The organism is Nonomuraea sp. NPDC051191, from assembly GCF_044455665.1.
GTDB lineage: Bacteria > Actinomycetota > Actinomycetes > Streptosporangiales > Streptosporangiaceae > Nonomuraea.
Genome location: NZ_JBITEZ010000002.1, coordinates 689,772 through 709,960, shown reverse-complemented (window position 1 = coordinate 709,960; position 20,189 = coordinate 689,772). Strand labels below are relative to the sequence as shown.

The window sequence follows — 20,189 nt, the reverse complement described above, 5'->3', positions numbered from 1 at the left end:
TGAGCGACGGTTCGGACGGTGGAGAGCCGGGAGGGAGCCTGTCCCTCCCGGCCCGCACGTTTCATCACCCCCCTACCGTTTCGTAACAGAAGCATCACGACTGCATTTCTTTTTTCAGGTCCGAACAGGCAGGAGCAGGTGCCACACTGGGTTGCACTATGCGAACTGGACGCCCACTCCTAGCCGCTGCAGCCCTCGCGGTCGTGACCACCGGCGCCGCCTACGTGTTCGGCCCCGGCGCCACCCCGAGCCCCGCAGCGACCAAGAAGACGACGACCACCACCGCTCCCGCCGAGGTGACGGCGGCCTGCAAGCCCGACGCCCGGTATCCCAAGCGCCAGTTGCGCGGGGTGTGGATCGCGACCGTCAAGAACATCGACTGGCCCTCGCGCGCCGGCCTCGGCCAGGCCCGCCAGAAGGCCGAGTACGTCAAGATCCTCGACAGCGCGGTCAAGCGCAATCTCAACGCCGTCTTCGTCCAGGTCCGGCCCGCGTCCGACGCGCTCTACCGCTCCTCGCTGGAGCCCTGGTCCCAGTACCTGACGGGCACCGCGGGCAAGGACCCGGGCTGGGACCCGCTGCCGTTCCTCATCGACGAGGCCCACAAGCGCAACCTTGAGTTCCACGCCTGGTTCAACCCCTACCGCGCGGCCGAGAACGCCGACCTGTCCAAGCTGCCGGCGAACCACCCGGCCAAGCAGCACCGCGACTGGACGGTCAAGTACGGCGGCGGCCTCTACTACAACCCGGGCCTGCCGCAGGTGCGCGAGCACGTCACCAAGGTCATCACCGACGTGGTCAGCCGCTACGACATCGACGGCGTGCACTTCGACGACTACTTCTACCCCTACCCGGGCGGCGGGGGCACGTTCGACGACAAGGCGGCCTTCGCCAAGTACGGCAAGGGCCAGAAGCTGGCCGACTGGCGCCGGGAGAACGTGAACAAGCTCGTGGCCAAGGTCGACGAGGCCGTCCACGAGACGAAGAACCACGTCAAGTTCGGCATCAGCCCGTTCGGGATCTGGCGCAACAAGTCCAACGACCCCGACGGGTCCGCGACGGCCGGCATGTCCGCCTACGACTCGATCTACGCCGATGCCCGCGCCTGGATCAAGGCCGGCACGGTCGACTACGTGGCCCCGCAGCTCTACTGGCCGCGCGGCTTCAAGGCGGCCGACTACAAGGCGCTGACGTCGTGGTGGGCGGGCGCGGTCGAGGACACCGACGTCCAGCTCTACATCGGCCAGGCGCTCTACCAGGTCGGCACCAGGACCAACGCGGCCTGGGCCAACCCGGGCGAGCTGTCGGCGCACCTGACGGTGAACCGGCGCTACGAAGAGGTCGACGGCGACATCTACTTCAGCGCCAAGCAGCTCCTGACCAACCCGCTCGGCGCGATCGACCGCGTGGCCAAGGAGCACTACAGCCGTCCGGCGCTGCTGCCGATCATGGAGGACCGCGGCGGCGAGGCCCCCGACAGGCCGGCCGACGCCAAGGCGAGCGGCTCCACCGTGTCCTGGACGCCGTCCAAGGGGGCTCGGGCGTATGCGGTGTACCGGGTGCCGGAGTCGGGCAAGGACTGCCACACCACCGACGCCCGCAACCTGGCGGCCGTGGTGACGGGAACGTCGTACACGGCCAAGCCGGGCACGTACCTGATCACCTCGCTCGACCGGCAGACCCACGAGAGCAAGCCGGTGAAGGTCAAGGTGGACAAGGGCTGAGGCCCGTCCCGCCACGCGCGCTCCACGACGCCACGCCCGGCCCGCGGGCGTGGCGTCGTCGTGTTCCGGCGACCGGCGGCTCGACAGCCGGTCTGCGTGGCGTCGGCGTGTTCCCGGTGGCTCAGTGCCCCGTCTGTTCCCACGCGCGGGCCAGGGCGGCCACCGCCTGGTCGAGGAGGGCGGGCGGCAGAGCGAAGCTGAGGCGCAGGCGGTCGCGGTGGCGGCCGTCCGGGGAGAACAGGGAGCCGGGGGCCACCGCGACGCCGTGCTCGCGGGCGGCGGCGGCGAACCTGTCGGTGTCGGCGCCGGGCAGACGCGCCCACACCGACAGACCCCCCTCGGGGCGTGACCAGGTCCACGACGGCAGGCGCGCGGACAGCGCGGCGGTGAAGTGGTCGCGACGGCGGGCCAGCTCGGCCAGCCAGGGCCTGACGGGGTCGCCGTCGAGCAGGTCGGCGGCCAGCCGCTGGGAGACGGCGCTGGTGGCCAGGTCGGCGTCCAGCTTGGCCTCCAGCAGCCGGGCCAGCAGCGGCTCGGACGCGGTCAGCCAGCCGACCCGCAGTCCGCCCCACAACACCTTCGACAACGAGCCGACCGTCACCGTGCCGTGCGGATGGGCCAGGGCCAGCGGCTCGGGCGACCGTGCGCCGTCGAACACCACGGGCGCGAGCGTACGGTCCTCGACCAGCGGGACGTCCGCCGCGGCGGCCAGTTCGGCCACGTGCCGCAGGTCGGCCACGCGGCCGGTGGGGTTGTCCACGGGCAGCGCGTACACGGCGGCCGGGCGGTGACGGGCGAGCGCGTCGCGCACGGCGTCCGGGACGGCGAGGTCCACGGGCACGGCGTGGGCCCCCGCGCGCCGGAACACGCTGAGCGCTCCGCCGTAGGCCGGGTCGCCGACCAGCACGCGGTCGCCGGGCCGCAGCAGCACCCGGGCCGCCAGGTCGATGCCCTGCTGGGCGCCCGAGGTCACCAGGATCTCGTGGTGCGGCCCGCCGTCCAGGGCGGCCAGCACGGCGCGCAGCCGGGAGTCGCCCATGGCGTCGTAGCCGTGCCCGCTCGGCGCGCGCATCAGGGCGGCGGCGTCCAGCGGGGGCACGGCCAGGTGCGAGGGATCGGGGACGACCGAGGTGGACAGGTCGGCCAGCACCGCGCCGCCCTGGAGCAGGCCGCCGAACGTCGGGACGCCCAGCACGTACGTGCCGCTGCCGTGCCGGCGTTCGCACAGGCCCTCCTCGCACAGGGCGTTGAAGGCGGCGGCGACCGTCCCGCGGCTGAGCCCGACCGCCTGGGCCAGGTCGCGCTCGGACGGCAGGCGGGTGCCCGCGGTGATGGCGCCGGTCTGGGCCAGGTCGGTCAGCGCGCCCGCCAGCCGGCGGCTGGCCGTGCCCTCGTGCAGCCGGAGCCGGTCGCGGAGCAGGGTGACGAGATCCTCTTCTCTTCCCACGCCACTATTATCCCGTTACTGTGCCACTTATCAATGAATTGGCCTACATATCGGGATTGTTTGGGGCCATTTACGGAGAGGAGCGGCACGATGCGGGAAGCCGAGCACATCTGGATGGACGGCGAGCTGGTGCCCTGGGGTGAGGCCCGCGTGCACGTCCTGACGCACGCCCTCCACTACGGCACCGCCGTGCTGGAGGGCACCAGGGCCTTCGACACGCCCGACGGCCCGGCGGTGTTCCGGCTCGACGAGCATCTGCGGCGGCTGGCGTGCAGCGCGCGGATCATCGGGATGCCGCTGCCGTACACGCTGGACGAACTGCGCGCGGCCACGCTGGCCACGGTCGCGGCCAACGGCCAGTCCTCGTGCTACATCCGCCACCTGGCGCACCGCGGTTACGGCGAGATGGGCGTGGCGGCGCGCGGTTGCCCGACGGTCGTGTCGATCGCGTCCTGGGAGTGGGGCGCGCTGCTCGACGCGGGCGTGCGGTTGATGACCAGTTCGTGGCAGCGCAACGACCACCGGGTGACGCCGACCGCGGCCAAGGCCACCGGCCCCTACCTGAACTCGGTGATGGCCAAGGCCGAGGCCCTGCAGGCGGGCTTCGACGAGGCGGTGCTGCTGAACGCGGCCGGCAACGTCAGCGAGTGCACGGGCGCCAACGTCTTCGTCGTGCGCGACGGCGCCCTGACCACGCCTCCGCCGCACGCCGGCGCGCTGGAGGGCATCACGCAGGACACCGTCGCCCGGCTGGCCGCCGACCTGGGGCTCACGGTCACCAGGCAGGACCTGCTGCGCACCGACCTGTACACGGCCGACGAGATCTTCGTCTGCGGCACGGCGGCCGGGGTCGTGCACGTCAGCGCGGTCGACCACTGCGAGTTCGGCGGCCCCGGGCCGGTCACCGGCAAGCTGGCCGACGCCTACGAGGCCGCCGTGCACGGCCGCGACGACCGCTACCGCCACTGGCTCACCCCCGTGCGCGGCTGAGGCACCGGGTGCTTCCCCGCCCGTGAGAAGGTAGGGGAACCGGTGGCGCCGGACCACGACGTGCTCTAGCGTGCCACGGACGTCATCGATCGCTGGAGGTCGTCGGGGTGAGGCGTTCGCTCGTGGCGCTGGCCGTTCTGGCCGGTTCCGTACTGCTCGGCCTGCAGGGCACGGCCACGGCCGCCGAGGCTGCCCGTGACGCGGGCAGTGAGGCGGGCAGGGAGGCGGGCAGGGAGGCGGGCAGGGAGGCGGGCAGGGAGGCGGGCAGGGAGGCGGGCAGTGAGGCGGGCAGTGAGGCGGGCAGGGTGGCGCTCATCGGCGTCCCCGGCCTCCACTGGGACGACGTCACCCAGGCCGACGCCCCCAACCTGTGGGAGCTGACGCGCGGCAGCGCGATCGGCTCGCTGTCGGTGCGCACGGTCAGCAACATCACCTGCCCCTACGACGGCTGGCTCACGGTGTCGGCCGGCACCAGGTCGGCCGCCGGCTACTCCTGCGGCGCGCCGCCGGCCCCCGAGACCCGGGGCGCGGGCGCGGTCATCCCCGACTACCGCTACCTCATCGACGTGGCCGGGCAGCGCAACGCCGGCACCCTGGGCGAGGCGCTGAAGGCGGCGGGCCGGTGCTCGATCGCGATCGGCCCCGGCGCCGCGCTCGCGCTGGCCGACCGGCAGGGCGAGGTGCAGCGCTACCGCACCTCCCCGCTCCAGGTCAGCACGGCCGACCTGGAGCAGTGCCCGATGACCGCCATGGACGTCGACGACCTCGTCCACCCCTACCTGACCAGCGGCAAGCTGCCCAAGGTGCCCGAGCAGCTCGGCCCCAAGGAGCGCCGCGACGCGCTCCGACTGGCCGACGCCAAGGCCGGCGCGCTGCTGTCGATCCTGCCTGCCGGCACCACGGTGCTGCTCGCGGGCCTGTCCGACCACGGTTCCGTGCCCCACCTGCGGGTGGCCGCGCTGCGCGAGCCGGGAGCGCAGGGGCACCTGCTGGGCGCGGCCTCGACCCGCCGCGCCGACATCTCGATCCTGCCCGACCTGACCGCGACCGTGCTGGCCCGGCTCGGCGTCCCGGCGCCGGCCACGGTCGTCGGCGTGCCGCTGCAGGTGGGCGAGGCCGGCGCGACGGTCGACCGGCTGAGCCGGGCCGACTCGACCGCGCAGGCCATCCGGTCGATCAAGGGCGTGTACTTCACCGTCGTGGCGGTGCTGCAGGTGCTGTTCTACGTGATCGCGTTCCTGCTGCTGCGCCGGCGCAAGGGGCTGTCGCCGGTGCGCCTGGCCGCGGTGGCGCTGGCCGCGCTGCCCGTCTCCAGCTATCTGGTCAACCTGCTGCCCTGGTCGAGCCTGCCGCAGCTGATCGCCGGGGTGCTCGGCTGGGTCGTCGTGGTCACGGCGCTGGCCTTCGGCGGGCCCTGGCGGCGCCGTCCGCTCGGGCCGCTCGCCGTGGTGGCCGGCCTCACCGCGCTCACGCTCGCCGGTGACCTGCTGACCGGCACGACGTTGCAGCTCAACAGCGTCATGGGCTACAGCGCCGAGGTGGGGGCCCGCTACTACGGCCTGGGCAACATCCCGTTCGCGCTGCTGGCCACCGGCACGCTGCTGGCCACCACCGTGATCGCCCACCGGTGGCCGGGGCGGCCAGGGGTGGCCGCGATCGTGGTGCTCGGGGCGTTCGCGATGGTGCTGGGCGGCTCCGGCATGGGCAGCGACTTCGGCGGGGTGATCGCGTTCGTGCCGGGCATCGCGGTGACCGCGCTGCTGGTGGCCGGCAAGCGGGTGTCGATCGTGAAGCTGGGGGCGTTCTGCGTGGCCGGGGCGGTGATCGTGATGACGTTCGCCGTGCTCAACTACCTGCGTCCGCCCGACGAGCAGACGCACCTGGGCCGGTTCGTGGGTCAGGTGATCAGCGGCGAGGCGTTCGAGGTGATCTTCCGCAAGCTCCAGGCCATGCTGGCCACGCTGCTCAGCCCCAACCTCATGCCCATCGTGATCGCGGCCGTGGCCTTCCTCGTCTACGCGATCATGCGGCCCGAGCAGGCCAGCGCGGGCGTGGTGCCGGCGGCGTTCCGCCACTCCCCCGCCCTGCGCGCCGGTCTGATCGGCACGCTGGTCAGCGGGGTGATCGGGATGCTGGTCAACGACTCGGGGGCCGCGGTGTTGTCGATGGCGCTGGCGCTGGCCGTGCCGCTGCTGCTCGCGGCGGGCATCGGCGCGCTCGGCCGCGAACAGCCGGCGGAGGCGCCCGCCGCCGCCCATCTGGCCCGTGCGGCCGACTAGGTCAGTACGACCAGGCCGGGCGCCGGGTCAGCGTCCGGCCTGCGGGTGACGCCGCAGCACCACGAGGACGACCAGTGCCGCGGGGACGGCCAGCGCGAAACCGGTGACCATGCCGACGCCGAGCCCGGCGGCCTCCTGGAGCCAGCCCAGAGCCGCGTACAGCGCTCCCGCCGCCGCGGCGGACACCCCGAGAACCATCCCCGCGGCGCTCGCCGGCTCCCCGGGCGCCAGGTCCTGCGCGAGGACGACGGTGACGGGGCTGCCGACGTACAGGAGGGCTCCGGCGAGCGCGGCGGCGAGGAAGTAGGGGACGCCGCCCGGTTCGAGCGTGACGATCGCGATCAACGGCACCGGCGCGGCGGCGAGCGACCCGATCAGCACGCGGCGGCGGCCGACCCGCGGCGCGAGCACACCACCGAGCAGCGCGCCGAGCCCCGCGGCCAGCGAGAACACGGCGAGCGTCCAGCCGAGCAGCCCGGCGTCGGCCGCCACGCCGTGCTCGCGGACCAGCCAGAGGGGCATCGAGCTGGTGAAGGTCACGAAGGCCAGGCTCGCCAGGGTCGCGGCCAGGGTGAGCCCGCCGATGGGACCGCGCAGCAGCCGGAACCGGAAGAGCGTCCGCAGGGGACGGCGACCGTGCGGCTCCCAGTCGGGCAGCAGCAGGAAGACCAGGACGGCGAACAGCACGCCGGGAACCATCAGCCACGGCGTGACCTCGACCCCGAACGCCGAGACCGCGGAGAGGATCAGCACCGGCCCGAGGGCGAACCCGGCCATCCCGCCGGCGGTGAACAACCCCACGCCCAGCGTGCGATTCGGCACGGTGGGGCCACCGGCCACCGCCGTGCCCACGGGGTGCAGCGCCGCCGCCCCCATGCCGCCGATGATCAGCAGGGCGAAGACCGCCGCCAGCGCGGGCGCGACGCCGATCAGGCTGAGGAACAGCGAGGCCATGAGCACGCCCGTCGCCCCGACCACGCGCAGGCTGCGGTCCTCGGCCATCGCACCGAAGAACGGCTGGGTGACCGACGACGAGATCGAGTAGACGGCGACGAGCACGGCCAGCAGGGCCGGTCCCAGCCCGAACCGCGCCTGCAACGTCGGCAGCAGGGCCCCGAGCATCGCGGTGATGGCGTCGTTGACGAAATGCACGCCGGCGAGGAAGACGGCGAGCGAGGTCCCGCCGAGGACGCCGGGCTTGCGGATCACGTGTGGCATGTCGGACTCCTTCGGTCGTGCCGGTAATACCATAGGGAGGTATGGTGTTATTCCGCACATCGGACCGTCCGGAGAAAAGGCCGATCGCCAGCGGTGGCGACACGGGGGTGGGGTATGGTGACGCTCAAGCCGGGCACGCTTCGAGCTGGGCACGCTTCGAGCTGGGCGGGCTTCGAGCTGGGCGCGCTCAAGCCGGACGCCCTCAAGCCGAGCACGCCCGAAACCGGACACGCTTAGGGCCCCGTCGAGGTCGGCGCTCGTCGGGGCGGTGTCAGGTGGTGGCGGTGCCTAGTCCGTCCAGGCGTCGGCCAGCAGTTGCCGGGTGTCGTGCAGGAGCTGGGGCAGCACCTTCGTCTGGGCCACCACGGGCATGAAGTTCGTGTCGCCGCCCCACCTCGGCACGACGTGCTGGTGCAGGTGGGCGGCGATACCGGCGCCCGCGACGTGGCCCAGGTTCATGCCCACGTTGAAGCCCTGCGCGCCGCTGGCCCTGCGCAGCGCGCGCAGCGACCGCTGGGTGAACTCGCCCAGCTCCACCACCTCGGCCGGGGTCAGCTCGTCGTAGTCGGACACGTGCCGGAAGGGCACGACCATCAGGTGGCCGGAGTTGTACGGGTAGAGGTTGAGCACGGCGTAGACGACCTCTCCCCTGGCCACGATCAGGCCGTCCTCGTCGCTCATCCGAGGGATCTCGTCGAACGGGCAGCCGTCGCCGGGCCCGGTGCCCGTCGGCTTGTTCTCGCCCTTGATGTAGGCCATGCGATGCGGGGTCCACAGCCGCTGGAAGTTGTCGGGCGCCCCGGCTCCTGCCTGATCGTGCATACCAAGCAGCATAGGACCCCGGGCAACGGGCCGCTCTCCCGGCGCGACCCCGGCCTCGCACGGCGTCCCCTGCTTGTACAGCCGCTTCGGCCCCGAACGGCACGGCGATCCCGGGTTTCCACGGCGGCCCTAGGGTGGGGACATGGCACAGCGACTCGAACCCATGCCCACCGACTGGCGGCGCGCCCTGGCCGTCGTGGCCCACCCCGACGACCTGGAGTACGGCTGCGCCTCCGCCGTCGCCACCTGGACCGACGCCGGACGCGAGGTCTCCTACCTGATGGCCACCCGCGGCGAGGCGGGCATCGACACCCTCGACCCCGCCGCGTGCGGGCCGGTGCGCGAGCGGGAGGAGCGGGCCAGCGCCGCCGTGGTCGGGGTGTCCAGTGTGGAGTTCCTCGACCACGCCGACGGGGTCGTCGAGTACGGCACGGCGCTCAGGCGGGACATCGCCGCCGCGATCCGCAGGCATCGCCCCGAGCTGGTGATCACCCTCAATCCCGACGACACGTGGGGCGGCACGTACTGGAACACGCCGGACCATCGGGCGGTGGGCCGGGCCGTGCTGGACGCCGCCGGAGACGCCGGAAATCGCTGGATATTTCCTGACACCGACGCCGCCCCCTGGAACGGCGTCCGCTGGGTCGCCGTCGCCGGCTCCAACTCCCCCACCCACGCCGTGGACGTCACCGACGGGCTGGCGCGGGGCGTGCGGTCGCTGCTGGAGCACCGCGCCTACATCGAGGCCCTGACCGACCAGGACCCGGAGGTCTACGCCCGCGAGCTGATCGAGGGCTCCGCGCGGGAGGCCGCCGAACTCTTCGACGGCCGCCCGGCGGTCACGTTCCGCCTGTTCCCCCGCTAGCGGCCAGGGGCACCCCGGCGACGCATCGGAAGGCGACCCGGTGCCCGCCCGGGGCGACCCGGCGGGAGCCTGAGCCGCCCGGAGAACGGCTCAGGCCCGGCGGATCAGACCTGGACGCGCTGCTCCACGGCGTTGACGATCTCGGCGATGGCCTCCTCGACGGGCACGCCGTTCTTCTGCTCGCCGTTGCGGTAACGGAAGGACACCGCGCCGTTGGCGATGTCGTCGTCACCGGCCAGCAGCATGTACGGGACCTTCGCCTTCTGCGCGTTGCGGATCTTCTTCTGCATGCGGTCGTCGGCCGCGTCGACCTCGACCCTGATGCCCCGCGCGCGCAGCTGCTTGGCGACGTCCTGGAGGTAGGGCACGTGGGCGTCGGCGATCGGGATGCCGACCACCTGCACCGGCGCCAGCCACGCGGGGAACGCCCCGGCGTAGTGCTCGACCAGGACGCCGAAGAACCGCTCGACCGAGCCGAACAGCGCCCGGTGGATCATGACCGGCTGCTGCCGGGAGCCGTCGGCCGCCTGGTACTGCAGGTCGAACAGCTCGGGCAGGTTGAAGTCGAGCTGAATGGTGGACATCTGCCAGGTGCGGCCGATGGCGTCGCGCACCTGGACGGAGATCTTCGGCCCGTAGAAGGCCGCGCCGCCCGGGTCCATCACCAGGTGGAGGTTCTCCGCCTCGGCCACCTCGCGCAGCGTCGCGGTGGCCTCCTCCCACGCCTCGTCGGAGCCGACGTACTTCTCCGGGTCCTTGGTGGACAGCTCCAGGTAGAAGTCCTCCAGGCCGTAGTCGCGCAGCAGTTCGAGCACGAAGCGCAGCAGCGAGGTCAGCTCGTCGCGCATCTGCTCGCGGCTGCAGTAGATGTGCGCGTCGTCCTGGGTCAGGCCGCGCACCCGGGTCAGGCCGTGGACCACGCCGGACTTCTCGTAGCGGTAGACCGTGCCGAACTCGAACAGCCGCAGCGGCAGCTCGCGGTAGGACCGCCCGCGCGCCCTGAAGATCAGGTTGTGCATCGGACAGTTCATCGGCTTGAGGTAGTAGCGGGCGCCCTCCAGCTCCATGGGCGGGAACATCCCGTCCTTGTACCAGTCGAGGTGGCCCGAGACCTGGTAGAGGTTCTCCTTGGTGATGTGCGGGGTGTTGACGAACTCGTAGCCGGCCTCCTCGTGCCTGCGCCGCGAGTAGTCCTCCATCACCTTGCGGATCACGCCGCCCTTGGGGTGGAAGACCGCCAGGCCCGAGCCCAGCTCGTCGGGGAAGGAGAACAGGTCGAGCTCGGCGCCCAGCCTGCGGTGGTCGCGCCGCTCGGCCTCCTCCAGCATGCGCAGGTATTCGTCCTGCTTGTCGCGGGACTCCCAGGCGGTGCCGTAGATGCGCTGGAGCTGCGGGTTCTTCTCGCTGCCGCGCCAGTAGGCGCCGCCGGAGCGCATGAGCTTGAACGCCGGGATCGACCGGGTGGAGGGCACGTGCGGCCCGCGGCACAGGTCCTTCCAGCACAGCTCGCCGCTCTTGGGGTCGAGGTTGTCGTAGATCGTGAGCTGCCCGGCCCCGACCTCGACGCTCTCCTCGTCGGCCGCGCCGCCCTTGAGCCCGATCAGCTCCAGCTTGTACGGCTCGGCGGCCAGCTCCTCGCGCGCCTCGTCGTCGCTGACGGCCCGGCGGGAGAACAGCTGCCCCTGCTTGACGATCTCCCGCATGCGCTTCTCGACGCGCTTGAGGTCGTCGGGGTTGAACGCCTGCTTGACGTCGAAGTCGTAGTAGAAGCCGTTCTCCACGGGCGGGCCGATGCCCAGCTTGGCCTCGGGGAACAGCTCCTGCACCGCCTGGGCCATGACGTGGGCGGTGGAGTGTCGGACGATGGCCCTGCCGTCCTCGCTGGAGACCTCGATCGGCTCGACGACGTCGTCCTGGGCCAGCGGGTGGGCCAGGTCGCGCGGCTCGCCGTTGACCCGGGCCGCGATGACCGTTCGGCCGTCGGCCTCCAGCGCCTCACCGGCCGTCGTGCCGGCCGCGACCACACGCTCGGCTCCGGCGAGGGTGATGCGTAGCTCGGCTGACACGGTGTCTCCCTTGGATCGCGCTCGATGCCCGGCACCGAGGCTGGTTCGATGGTGAACACCGATGCTATCGCGGGTGAAACCCCAGCCTTGTCAGGTCCTGGCGGCTGCCGTGGAAGACGTTCCGGTCGAGCGGGCTGCCGACATATTGGTGAATCGTCCAGTCGCGCCACGGCGGCGGCACGAGGGGCTCGCCGCGCGGTCGCTCCGGGGAGGCGATCCACAGCGGGTAGTCGGCCAGGCCGGCGCAGTTCCCCGCGCGGGCGAACCAGTGGAAGGTGTAGATGAAGGGCCGCAGGCCGGCGTGCCGCTCGACGTGGTGGCACCAGCGGCGCGCGTACCTGGCGACCTGCTCGGGCCGCTGCCCGTCGCCGGTCTCCAGGTCGAGCGCCACCAGGTCGCCCCTGCGCAGGCCGCCGGCCGACCTGAGCACCGCCAGGAAGTGCCGGGCGTGCTCGATCGGGTCGCCCTTGGGCCGGGCGAAGTGGTAGGCGCCGCACACCAGCCAGCTCTCGCGCATGCCGGACCAGTTGCGGGCGAACCACCTGTCGGTCCAGTCGCCGCCCTCGGTGGCCTTGGCGAAGGCGAAGGAGACCCCGGCCTCGGCGTGGCCGGCCCAGTCGACGGAGCCCTGCCAGTTCGACACGTCTATGCCATGCAGCAAGCGCTTCATCTTGCCGGAGTTTATTGAGATGTCCCCCTATGAACCCTTCGACGCGCCGATGAGCAGCTCACGGGTGCGTTCCCGCTCGGCGAAGGTCGCGCCGACGAAGTCGGTCACCCCGGCCTCCCTCAGCCGCTGGAGCTGGGCGAGCACGGACTCCTCGTCGCCGACGACCGCGACGTCGCCCGGCCCGGCGGCCCCCTCGCGGTCGAGCATGGCGCGGTAGGAGGGGAGCGTGCCGTAGACGGCGAAGATCTCGTTGGCGCGCTCGACCGCGCCGGCGGGGTCGTCGGTGACGCAGACGGGCAGCGCGCAGACGATCCGCGGCGCCGGGCGGCCGGCCTCCGCGGCGGCGGCGGTGATGGTCGGGGCGACGTGCTCGGCCACCGTCCTCGGGCCGGTCATCCACAAGACCGTGCCGTCGGCCACCGTGCCGGCGAGCTTCAGCATGCGCGGGCCGAGAGCGGCGATGAGCACGGGGAAGCCCGCGCCCGGCGTGGTGAGCCGCACGTCGGCCCTGATCGTCTCGCCCGCCGATTTGACCTGCTCGCCCCGGCTCGCCGGGAGCAGCACGTCGAGGTACTCCTTCATGTGGCGGTAGGGCCGCTCGAAGCTGAGGCCGAACATGTGCTCGATGACGACCTGGTGGGACAGGCCGATGCCGAGCGCCAGCCGGCCGCCGAGCGCGGCGTTGGCCGTCATCGCCTGCTGGGCCAGGGCGGCCGGGTGCCGCGGGAAGGTGGGCACGACGGAGGTGCCGAGCTCGATGCCGGGCACCTGACTGCCGGCCACGGCCAGGGCGGTGAGGGCGTCGAGGCCGAAGATGTGGGACAGCCAGGCGGAGGCGAAGCCGTCCTCGGCCGCCTGGGCGATGTCGTCGCGGAGCGCGCCGAGCGGGTCGGGCCCTTGCCGTTCGTTCAGGAAATATCCGAAACGCATGGAAACAGAACTCCATTCTGGAGGCGGACGCGCCTGTATCTTCCCACGCCGCCCGGTGCGCTCACCCGTACGAAGGGGACGGATTTGTAAAGTGGCCTCATGACGCACGATCGCGCAGGACAGCCCGCCCAGCCCGCCGACCTGGTCGACGTCGCCCGGCTGGTGACCTCCTACTACGCCCTGCATCCCGACCCCGCCGAGGTGGCGCAGCGGGTGGCGTTCGGCACGTCGGGCCATCGCGGGTCATCGCTGCGGACGGCCTTCAACGAGGACCACATCCTGGCCACCAGCCAGGCCATCTGCGAATACCGCGCGTCCCAGGGCACCGACGGGCCGCTGTTCCTGGGCATCGACACGCACGCGCTGTCCGAGCCCGCCCGCGTGTCGGCGCTGGAGGTGTTCGCCGCCAACGACGTCGAGGTGCTGATCGACGCGCGCGACGGCTACACGCCGACGCCCGCCGTCTCGCACGCCGTCCTGCGGCACAACCGGGGCCGCACGTCGGGGCTCGCCGACGGCGTGGTGGTGACGCCGTCGCACAACCCGCCCTCCGACGGCGGCTTCAAGTACAACCCGCCGCACGGCGGGCCCGCCGACACCGACGCCACCTCCTGGATCCAGGACCGCGCCAACCAGCTGCTGGCCGACGGCATGAAGGGCGTGTCCCGGATCTCCTACGCCAAGGCCCTCGACGCGGCCGGCCGCTACGACTTCCTCGGCACGTACGTCGACGACCTGCCGTCGGTGGTGGACCTCGACGCGATCAGGTCGGCCGGGGTGCGCATCGGGGCCGACCCGCTGGGCGGGGCGAGCGTGGCCTACTGGGGCGAGATCGCCGAGCGGCACCGCCTCGACCTGACCGTGGTCAACCCGCTGGTCGACCCCACCTGGCGGTTCATGACGCTCGACTGGGACGGCAAGATCCGCATGGACTGCTCCTCGCCGTACGCGATGGCGTCCCTGATCGCCCAGCGGGACAGGTACGACATCGCCACCGGCAACGACGCCGACGCCGACCGCCACGGCGTCGTCACCCCCGACGGCCTGATGAACCCCAACCACTACCTGGCCGTCGCCATCTCCTACCTGTACGCCCACCGCGACGGCTGGCCCGCCGACGCCGGGGTCGGCAAGACGATGGTGAGCAGCGGCGTCATCGACCGGGTCGCCGCCTCGCTCGGGCGGCGCCTGTACGAGGTGCCGGTCGGTTTCAAGTGGTTCGTCCCCGGGCTGCTCGACGGCTCGCTGGGGTTCGGCGGCGAGGAGAGCGCGGGGGCCTCGTTCCTGCGGCGCGACGGCTCGCCCTGGTCCACTGACAAGGACGGCCTCATCCTGGCCCTGCTGGCCTCGGAGATCCTGGCCGTGACCGGCGAGTCGCCGAGCGCGCACTACCGCCGCCTGACCGGGCGGTTCGGCGAGCCCGCCTACGCCCGGGTCGACGCGCCCGCCACCCGCGAGGAGAAGGCGGTGCTGGCCAAGCTGTCGGCCGACCAGGTGACGGCGTCGTCGCTGGCCGGCGAGCCGATCACGGCGGTGCAGACCGCGGCCCCCGGCAACGGCGCGGCGCTGGGCGGCGTGAAGGTCTCGACCGAGAACGCCTGGTTCGCCGCCCGCCCGTCGGGCACCGAGGACGTCTACAAGATCTACGCCGAGTCCTTCAAGGGGCCCGACCACCTGGCCAAGGTGCAGGAGGAGGCCCGCTCGCTGGTCTCGGCGGCCCTGGGCTGACCCGGCCGCCTCAGCGGGGCAGCTCGCGGGCGGTGGCGGTGGGCATGCCGGTGCGCCCGAGGTCGGCGTGCCGGCCCGCCAGCACGCCCGCGCGGTAGCCCGTGCCGCTGGTCGTCGGGACCGACATGCGGATGCGCGGATAGTGGGCGGCCACCGCCACGTCCACCTCGGCCCGGCGGTCGGCCAGCACCAGCGCGGTGCCGGCCCCGGCCGCCTCGGCCTCGGTCTCGGCGCGCGACTCGGCCTCGCGCAGCAGCCGGTACACCTCGTCGGTGAACCCCAGCAGCCACGAGCGCCGGTAGGCCCGCGCGGTGGCGAGCTCGCCCGGCGGCGTTACGCGGGCCAGGCCGGAGGCCATCTGCAGCAGCAGCGACGTGGCCAGCACGTCGGCGCGTTCGAGGTCGGCGGCGAAGCCGAACACGTGCACCCGCTGGCCGCCGTCGCCGCGCCCGATCAGCAGCGGGCGGCAGCGTACGGCCTGGGCGACCAGGCTGACCAGGCGGGCCTTCTCCCTGGCCCAGGGGGCGGGCAGGGTGACGATCCGGTCGCCGGGGGTCTGGCGGGTGCCGGGCGGCGGGAGGGTCTCGATACCGTACTTGGCCATCAGGGCGGAGGCCGCCGCCAGGAAGGTGGCCCGCTCGTGCTCGTTGTCCGTGCGTTCGGCCTTGGCCAGGAGTTTCCTGACGCGTTCGAGCGTGCGCTCCCGCAACCGAGCTCCCCCTACTTGGCCAGCACCCGCCCGTCGTCGGCGATGGCCGGGAAGGCGCCGGTGTCGACGATGCCGTGCTGCTGGTACAGAGCCTCGATCAGGGCGTGTGCCTGCGGCTCCAGCTTCCACAGGGCACGATACTCGCGCGCGGTGGCCAGCGGGACGCCGATCTCCTGGGCGATGTCCAGCGAGCGCGGCACGATGCGCTTGGCGATCTGCCGGTCCCAGAACTCGCGGGCGGCCCTGATCTGGGCGGCGCGCTGGGCGGTGTCGACGACCTGGGGGGTGGCGTCGAACACCTCGACGTCCTCGTCGTCGTCCTCGACGAGTTCCACCAGCGCGGGCGGCAGCGCCGGGCGGGCGGGCACGGGACGGTGGTCGGCCTCGGGCTCCCACGGCACGCGCGGGTCGGCGTCGATGAGCGCGGTGGTGTTGTACAGGGCGGCGATCTGGGCCAGCAGCGCTTCCTGGCGCTGCTGGTCGACGGCCAGGCCGGTGTGCTCGACGGCCTGGTCCATGGCCTTGTCGAGCCTGGCCAGCGCGGCGCGCATCTTGCGTTCGGAGCCGCCGCCGTCGCGCAGGGCCTTGGCCCGCTTGGCGGCCAGGGCGACGCGGGTGAGCCGGCGGTGGGCGTCGACCTCGGAGGCCGTACGGTCGCTGACCTCGGCCAGGCCCATGCGGACGAGCAGGCGTTCGGGGGTCAGGCGCCAGTTGATGCGGCCGGTGCCGCGGATGCGGTGGCGTTCGATGGCCATGCCGCGTTCCCAGAGCCAGGCGGCGACCAGGGGGGCGGCCAGGCGGAAGAGGGCTTCGGGGAGGCTGCGGGCGTCCATGCTGGACAGGACGGCGGTCAGGCAGGTCAGCGCCCAGACCGCGATGCCGTCGATGCCGGCGGAGAAGTTCTCCCGCATGTTGCGGCGGGCGCGGACGGCCGAGGTGATGATGGCGACCTCTATGAAGGCGAACAGCAGCAGCCGGAGCGGTCCGTCGAGGCCCAGCACGTCGCCGGAGAAGCGCCACATGCCCTGGGCGGACACGCCGGTGGCGATGGAGGCGGCGACGACGGTGAGCACGTCCTCGACGGGACGGGGGGCGACGTATCGGGCGAATAACCAGCTGCCTGCCCGCCAGGCCATCCTGAGCACCAAGAACGCCAGCACGAGCCCGGCCAGCCCCAGCAGGGCGATGACGGCGGTGGCGAACGGCTTTTCGGCGACGAAGGCTGCTATTTCCTCAAATGTCGGCATCAGTCACTATCCGCGAGGCTCAAGTCCAGCTTGTCTTGCGACGAGATCATCGCAGACTGTCGCCCCCTTGTACGCCAAACGCCACCGATTTCCCCTGTCTCCCACCGGTTGCTGTGACACACGCCGTACCGGAAGGGGGTTGTGGCTAGTCGGCGGCCTGCGCCGCGCCGCACAATGAGGTGAAAGGAGGGGATTGTGAGCGTGCGATCTCGCCGCCCCCGCGCTCTCGCCGGCGGGACACCGGGCCACGGCCCGGCCGCCCCCTCCCCCGGGGCCCCTCGAAGAACGCGCCACACCCCGGCCGCGCCGAGCGGCCGACGAGAGAGGCAGCCGATCAGGAGGCCGGACGGGCGGCCAGATGGACGACCGGGCGAGCGACCAGGTAGGACGTGAGGGTGAGCGGCAATTTCGTCCTTTCGGAGGGCAACAGTCGCCTGTCCGGATGGGACCATCTACCGAGGGATTTATCCCAACATAGTGTGATGTATCCCAGCAGGACGGATATCCATGTCTGACTCAGAGTTCCCCTTCGTCCAGTTCATGCGCGAGGACTTCGACCCGGTCGCCGAGCTCGGCCGCATCCGGGCCGAGCACGCCGTCTTCCCCATGAAGATCCCCGGCGACCAGACCGTGCACCTGGTCACCCGCTGGGAGGACGTGCGCGGTGTCCTCGGCGACCACGAGCACTTCAGCAACGACTTCGCCGGCATCTCCGGCCTCGGCTCCAACCAGGAGGACCCCGGCGGCCTCGGCTTCCGCGACCCGCCCGAGCACACGCGGCTGCGCAAGTACCTGACGCCCGAGTTCACCATGCGCCGCCTGCGCCGGCTGGAGCCGCGCATCGAGGCGATGGTCGAGGAGCACCTGGACCGCATCGAGGCCAAGGGCCCGCCCGCGGACCTGGTCGAGGACTTCGCGCTGCCGATCCCGTCGCTGGTGGTGTGCGAGCTGCTCGGCGTCCCGTACGAGGAGCGCGCCGACTTCGTCAAGATCAGCAAGGACCGGTTCGACCTGTCGGCCGGACCCGAGGCGTCCCTGCAGGCGATCAACGACGCGATGGCGTACCTGGTGGACCTGGTCGCCCGCGAGCGGCGCGATCCCGGCGAGGGCCTGCTCGGCCAGCTCCTGCGCGACCACGGCGACGACCTCGACGACCGCACGCTGGCCAGTATGTCCGACGGCCTGCTCACCGGCGGCCACGACACCAGCACCAGCATGCTCGCGCTCGGCTCCCTGTGGCTCATGCGCAACCCGGAGCAGGCCGCCAAGGTGCGCGAGGTGGACGGCTACGTCAACGACGTGGTCGAGGAGCTGCTGCGCTACATGACGGTCGTGCAGGTGGCCTTCCCGCGTTTCGCCCGCGAGGACCTGGAGCTGCACGGTGTGCCGATCAAGAAGGGCGAGATGGTGCTGTGCTCGCTGACCGGCGCCAACCGCGACCCCTCACTGGGCCCGGACATGGACGAGGTGCGTCCCGGCCGCGAGACCGCCGGCTCGCACCTGGCCTTCGGCCACGGCATCCACCGCTGCATCGGCGCGCCGCTCGCCCAGATGGAGATGCGCATCGCCTTCCCCGCCCTGCTGCGCCGCTTCCCGGACCTGCACGTCTCGGGCGAGGTGCCGTTCCGGGAGCTGGCCATCGTCTACGGCGTCAAGGAGCTACCCGTCGCCTGGTAGAGCGGCTACGTTCACAGTGTGAACGAGCCCGTCATCGACCTGGCCTCGATCGGCGCCGTCGTGTTCGACACCGACGGCGTGGTCACCGACACCGCTCGCGGGCACGCGGCCGCCTGGAAACACGTCTTCGACGCCTTCCTGCGCGGCCGCTCCCAGCCGTTCGACATCCGTGACGACTACCTCCGGCACGTCGACGGCCGGCCGCGGCTCGACGGCGTCCGCACCTTCCTCGCCTCCCGCGGCCTCGACGTGCCCGAAGGCGATCCCGGCGACGAGCCCGGCGCGCCCACCGTGCACGGGCTCGGCCTGGCCAAGGACCAGATCTTCATCGCGCAGGTGGACAAGTACGGCGTGGCCGCCTTCCCCGCCACCGTGGCGCTGCTGCACGAGCTGCGCCGCAGGGGCGCCCGCACGGCCGCCGTCTCGGCCAGCCTGCACGGCCGCAGGCTGGTGACCGCCGCAGGCGTGGCGCACCTGTTCGACCTGGTCGTGGACGGCGGCGACGCGGCCCTGATGAACCTGCCGGGCAAGCCGCACCCCGCCCTGTTCCTGGAGGCCGTGCGCCGCCTGGCGCTGCCCGCCGCCAGGGCCGCCGTGGTGGACGCGGCGCTGCCGGGCGTCGAGGCGGGCGCCAAGGGCGGCTTCGGGCTGGTGGTCGCGGTCACCCGGGACGGTCCCGGCGACGCCGCCGCGCTCACCGGGCACGGCGCCCACGTCGTGGTGCCCGAGCTGGGCGAGCTGGGCGTGCGCGGCAGGGTCCTACCCTTGAGGGCGTGACGGTTCTGATCGATCCCCCCAACTGGCCGGGGCCGCGCGGCCTGATGTGGTCACACCTGGTCAGCGACAGCTCGCTGGAGGAGCTGCACGCGTTCGCGGCTCGGCTCGGGGTGCCCGGCCGGGCCTTCGACCGGGACCACTACGACGTGCCGGAGACCGTGCACGCGCGGGCGGTGTCGCTGGGCGCCGAGCCGGTCGGCTCGCAGGAGCTGCTGCGCCGCCTGATCGCCGCCGGGCTGCGCCGCCGCAAACGCCGCACGCCCTAACCCGCCGCGTCGAGGCGGGCCAGCTCGGCGTCCATGTTGGCGCGGGCGCGTTCCTCCCACAGGTCGCGCGCCCGGTCCGTACGGTAGAGCCGCGGCGCGGCCAGCAGCCTGCGCAGCACCTGCGAGCGGCCCAGCCGGAACAGGTCGTCGGGCACGTGCGCGTACTCGCGGCGGATGTCGGCGGCGTAGGCGTCGTAGCCGGGGCGGCCCAGCACGGCCAGGTCGGCGTCGCACAGCACGGCCCCGTCGCGGTCGCCGGCGGCCACCGTGTCGTGCGCGGCGGTCAGGCGGACCAGCCGGGCGGTCGCGGCGACCCGGGCGGGCGGCACCCCGCAGCGCGGCAGGCGGGCCTGGGCGAGCTGGGCGCTGCGCTCCTCGTCCCAGCCGGGCCTGCCGTCGTAGACGGCGTCGTGGAACCAGGCGGCCAGGCGCACCGCGGCGGGGTCGGCGGCCTCCCCTGCCAGGTCGTCGACGGCGGCCAGCACGGCGGCCAGGTGGGCGAGGGTGTGGTAGCGGCGGTGGGGTTCGGCCCAGCGGGCGATCAGCTCGGCGCCGGCGGCCCGCGCGGCCGGCGAGCCGCCCGCCAGCGCGAGCCAGTCGGCGGCGAGCCTGGCCGACGTGCCGGAGGGCCCGGCCGAGCGGTCGTCGATCATGTCCCCACCGTACTGGCCGGGGCGGGGACGCCGGGTTTCCGGCCGGCCGTACGACGTCCGGCGGTCCCGTTTGTGTCCTTGAATACACCCGGTATTTACCCGCCTGTCCCACCGCTCTGCC

At 72.7% G+C, this 20,189-nt stretch carries 17 protein-coding genes; 8 read left to right on the top strand and 9 right to left on the bottom strand.

Annotated elements, in window-relative coordinates:
* Nucleotides 1–203: 203 nt before the first annotated feature.
* Nucleotides 204–1,724, top strand: coding sequence for a glycoside hydrolase family 10 protein (locus ACIA8R_RS07955; RefSeq protein WP_397037232.1), 1,521 nt, complete (start codon nucleotides 204–206; stop codon nucleotides 1,722–1,724).
* Between the two features lie 121 nt (nucleotides 1,725–1,845).
* Here the strand turns inward: ACIA8R_RS07955 and ACIA8R_RS07950 are convergent, their stop codons facing one another.
* Entirely contained in the window at nucleotides 1,846–3,171 is a 1,326-nt protein-coding gene (locus ACIA8R_RS07950) for a PLP-dependent aminotransferase family protein (RefSeq protein ID WP_397037230.1), read from the bottom strand.
* Nucleotides 3,172–3,261: 90 nt separating this feature from the next.
* On the opposite strand from ACIA8R_RS07950, the gene ACIA8R_RS07945 reads away from it, so the two are divergent.
* Together ACIA8R_RS07945 and ACIA8R_RS07940 are read left to right on the top strand one after the other, a co-directional pair.
* Complete coding sequence (locus ACIA8R_RS07945; RefSeq protein WP_397037228.1) at nucleotides 3,262–4,161, top strand: branched-chain amino acid transaminase; 900 nt, start codon at nucleotides 3,262–3,264, stop codon at nucleotides 4,159–4,161.
* 107 nt (nucleotides 4,162–4,268) lie between these two features.
* A complete protein-coding gene (locus ACIA8R_RS07940) occupies nucleotides 4,269–6,440 on the top strand; it encodes a hypothetical protein (RefSeq protein WP_397037226.1) in 2,172 nt (723 codons plus the stop codon).
* Between the two features lie 27 nt (nucleotides 6,441–6,467).
* Here ACIA8R_RS07940 and ACIA8R_RS07935 read toward each other — a convergent pair whose 3' ends face one another.
* Both ACIA8R_RS07935 and ACIA8R_RS07930 read right to left on the bottom strand, forming a co-directional pair.
* Entirely contained in the window at nucleotides 6,468–7,658 is a 1,191-nt protein-coding gene (locus ACIA8R_RS07935) for an MFS transporter (protein WP_364097454.1), read from the bottom strand.
* Nucleotides 7,659–7,946: 288 nt separating this feature from the next.
* Nucleotides 7,947–8,480, bottom strand: coding sequence for an HIT domain-containing protein (locus ACIA8R_RS07930; RefSeq protein WP_364097457.1), 534 nt, complete (start codon nucleotides 8,478–8,480; stop codon nucleotides 7,947–7,949).
* A gap of 142 nt (nucleotides 8,481–8,622) precedes the next feature.
* Between ACIA8R_RS07930 and ACIA8R_RS07925 the strand changes: the two genes are divergently transcribed.
* Nucleotides 8,623–9,345 (top strand): PIG-L deacetylase family protein, encoded by a 723-nt coding sequence (locus ACIA8R_RS07925; RefSeq protein WP_397037223.1) that lies wholly within the window; start codon nucleotides 8,623–8,625, stop codon nucleotides 9,343–9,345.
* Nucleotides 9,346–9,449: 104 nt separating this feature from the next.
* Here the strand turns inward: ACIA8R_RS07925 and thrS are convergent, their stop codons facing one another.
* The 3 genes from thrS to ACIA8R_RS07910 all read right to left on the bottom strand — a co-directional run bounded on the left by thrS (nucleotide 9,450) and on the right by ACIA8R_RS07910 (nucleotide 13,011).
* Entirely contained in the window at nucleotides 9,450–11,411 is a 1,962-nt protein-coding gene (gene thrS, locus ACIA8R_RS07920) for a threonine--tRNA ligase (RefSeq protein WP_357703234.1), read from the bottom strand.
* A gap of 64 nt (nucleotides 11,412–11,475) precedes the next feature.
* Nucleotides 11,476–12,081 carry a glycoside hydrolase family 25 protein gene (locus ACIA8R_RS07915; RefSeq protein WP_357703232.1) on the bottom strand — a complete coding sequence of 202 codons (606 nt, stop codon included), beginning with the start codon at nucleotides 12,079–12,081 and terminating at the stop codon, nucleotides 11,476–11,478.
* 27 nt (nucleotides 12,082–12,108) lie between these two features.
* Nucleotides 12,109–13,011 (bottom strand): LLM class F420-dependent oxidoreductase, encoded by a 903-nt coding sequence (locus ACIA8R_RS07910; RefSeq protein WP_357703230.1) that lies wholly within the window; start codon nucleotides 13,009–13,011, stop codon nucleotides 12,109–12,111.
* Between the two features lie 99 nt (nucleotides 13,012–13,110).
* Here ACIA8R_RS07910 and pgm point away from each other — a divergent pair, with 99 nt between their 5' ends.
* Nucleotides 13,111–14,739, top strand: a complete 1,629-nt coding sequence (gene pgm / locus ACIA8R_RS07905) for a phosphoglucomutase (alpha-D-glucose-1,6-bisphosphate-dependent) (protein WP_397037221.1) — start codon at nucleotides 13,111–13,113, stop codon at nucleotides 14,737–14,739.
* 10 nt (nucleotides 14,740–14,749) lie between these two features.
* Here the strand turns inward: pgm and ACIA8R_RS07900 are convergent, their stop codons facing one another.
* Nucleotides 14,750–15,448 carry a DUF2786 domain-containing protein gene (locus ACIA8R_RS07900; RefSeq protein ID WP_357703227.1) on the bottom strand — a complete coding sequence of 233 codons (699 nt, stop codon included), beginning with the start codon at nucleotides 15,446–15,448 and terminating at the stop codon, nucleotides 14,750–14,752.
* Nucleotides 15,449–15,459: 11 nt separating this feature from the next.
* Nucleotides 15,460–16,695, bottom strand: a complete 1,236-nt coding sequence (locus ACIA8R_RS07895; RefSeq protein ID WP_357703225.1) for a hypothetical protein — start codon at nucleotides 16,693–16,695, stop codon at nucleotides 15,460–15,462.
* A 507-nt stretch (nucleotides 16,696–17,202) separates the two neighbouring features.
* Between ACIA8R_RS07895 and ACIA8R_RS07890 the strand changes: the two genes are divergently transcribed.
* The 3 genes from ACIA8R_RS07890 to ACIA8R_RS07880 are packed head-to-tail and all read left to right on the top strand — an operon-like array spanning nucleotide 17,203 to nucleotide 19,415.
* Nucleotides 17,203–18,372: a cytochrome P450 gene (locus tag ACIA8R_RS07890; protein WP_397037218.1), complete on the top strand. Its 1,170-nt coding sequence runs from the start codon at nucleotides 17,203–17,205 to the stop codon at nucleotides 18,370–18,372.
* Nucleotides 18,373–18,390: 18 nt separating this feature from the next.
* A complete protein-coding gene (locus ACIA8R_RS07885) occupies nucleotides 18,391–19,149 on the top strand; it encodes an HAD family hydrolase (RefSeq protein WP_357703221.1) in 759 nt (252 codons plus the stop codon).
* Nucleotides 19,146–19,415: a DUF4031 domain-containing protein gene (locus ACIA8R_RS07880; protein ID WP_357703219.1), complete on the top strand. Its 270-nt coding sequence runs from the start codon at nucleotides 19,146–19,148 to the stop codon at nucleotides 19,413–19,415. Before ACIA8R_RS07885 ends, ACIA8R_RS07880 begins: the two co-directional genes overlap by 4 nt.
* Here the strand turns inward: ACIA8R_RS07880 and ACIA8R_RS07875 are convergent.
* A complete protein-coding gene (locus tag ACIA8R_RS07875; RefSeq protein WP_397037216.1) occupies nucleotides 19,412–20,068 on the bottom strand; it encodes a metal-dependent phosphohydrolase in 657 nt (218 codons plus the stop codon). The genes ACIA8R_RS07880 and ACIA8R_RS07875 overlap by 4 nt on opposite strands.
* Nucleotides 20,069–20,189: the final 121 nt, after the last annotated feature.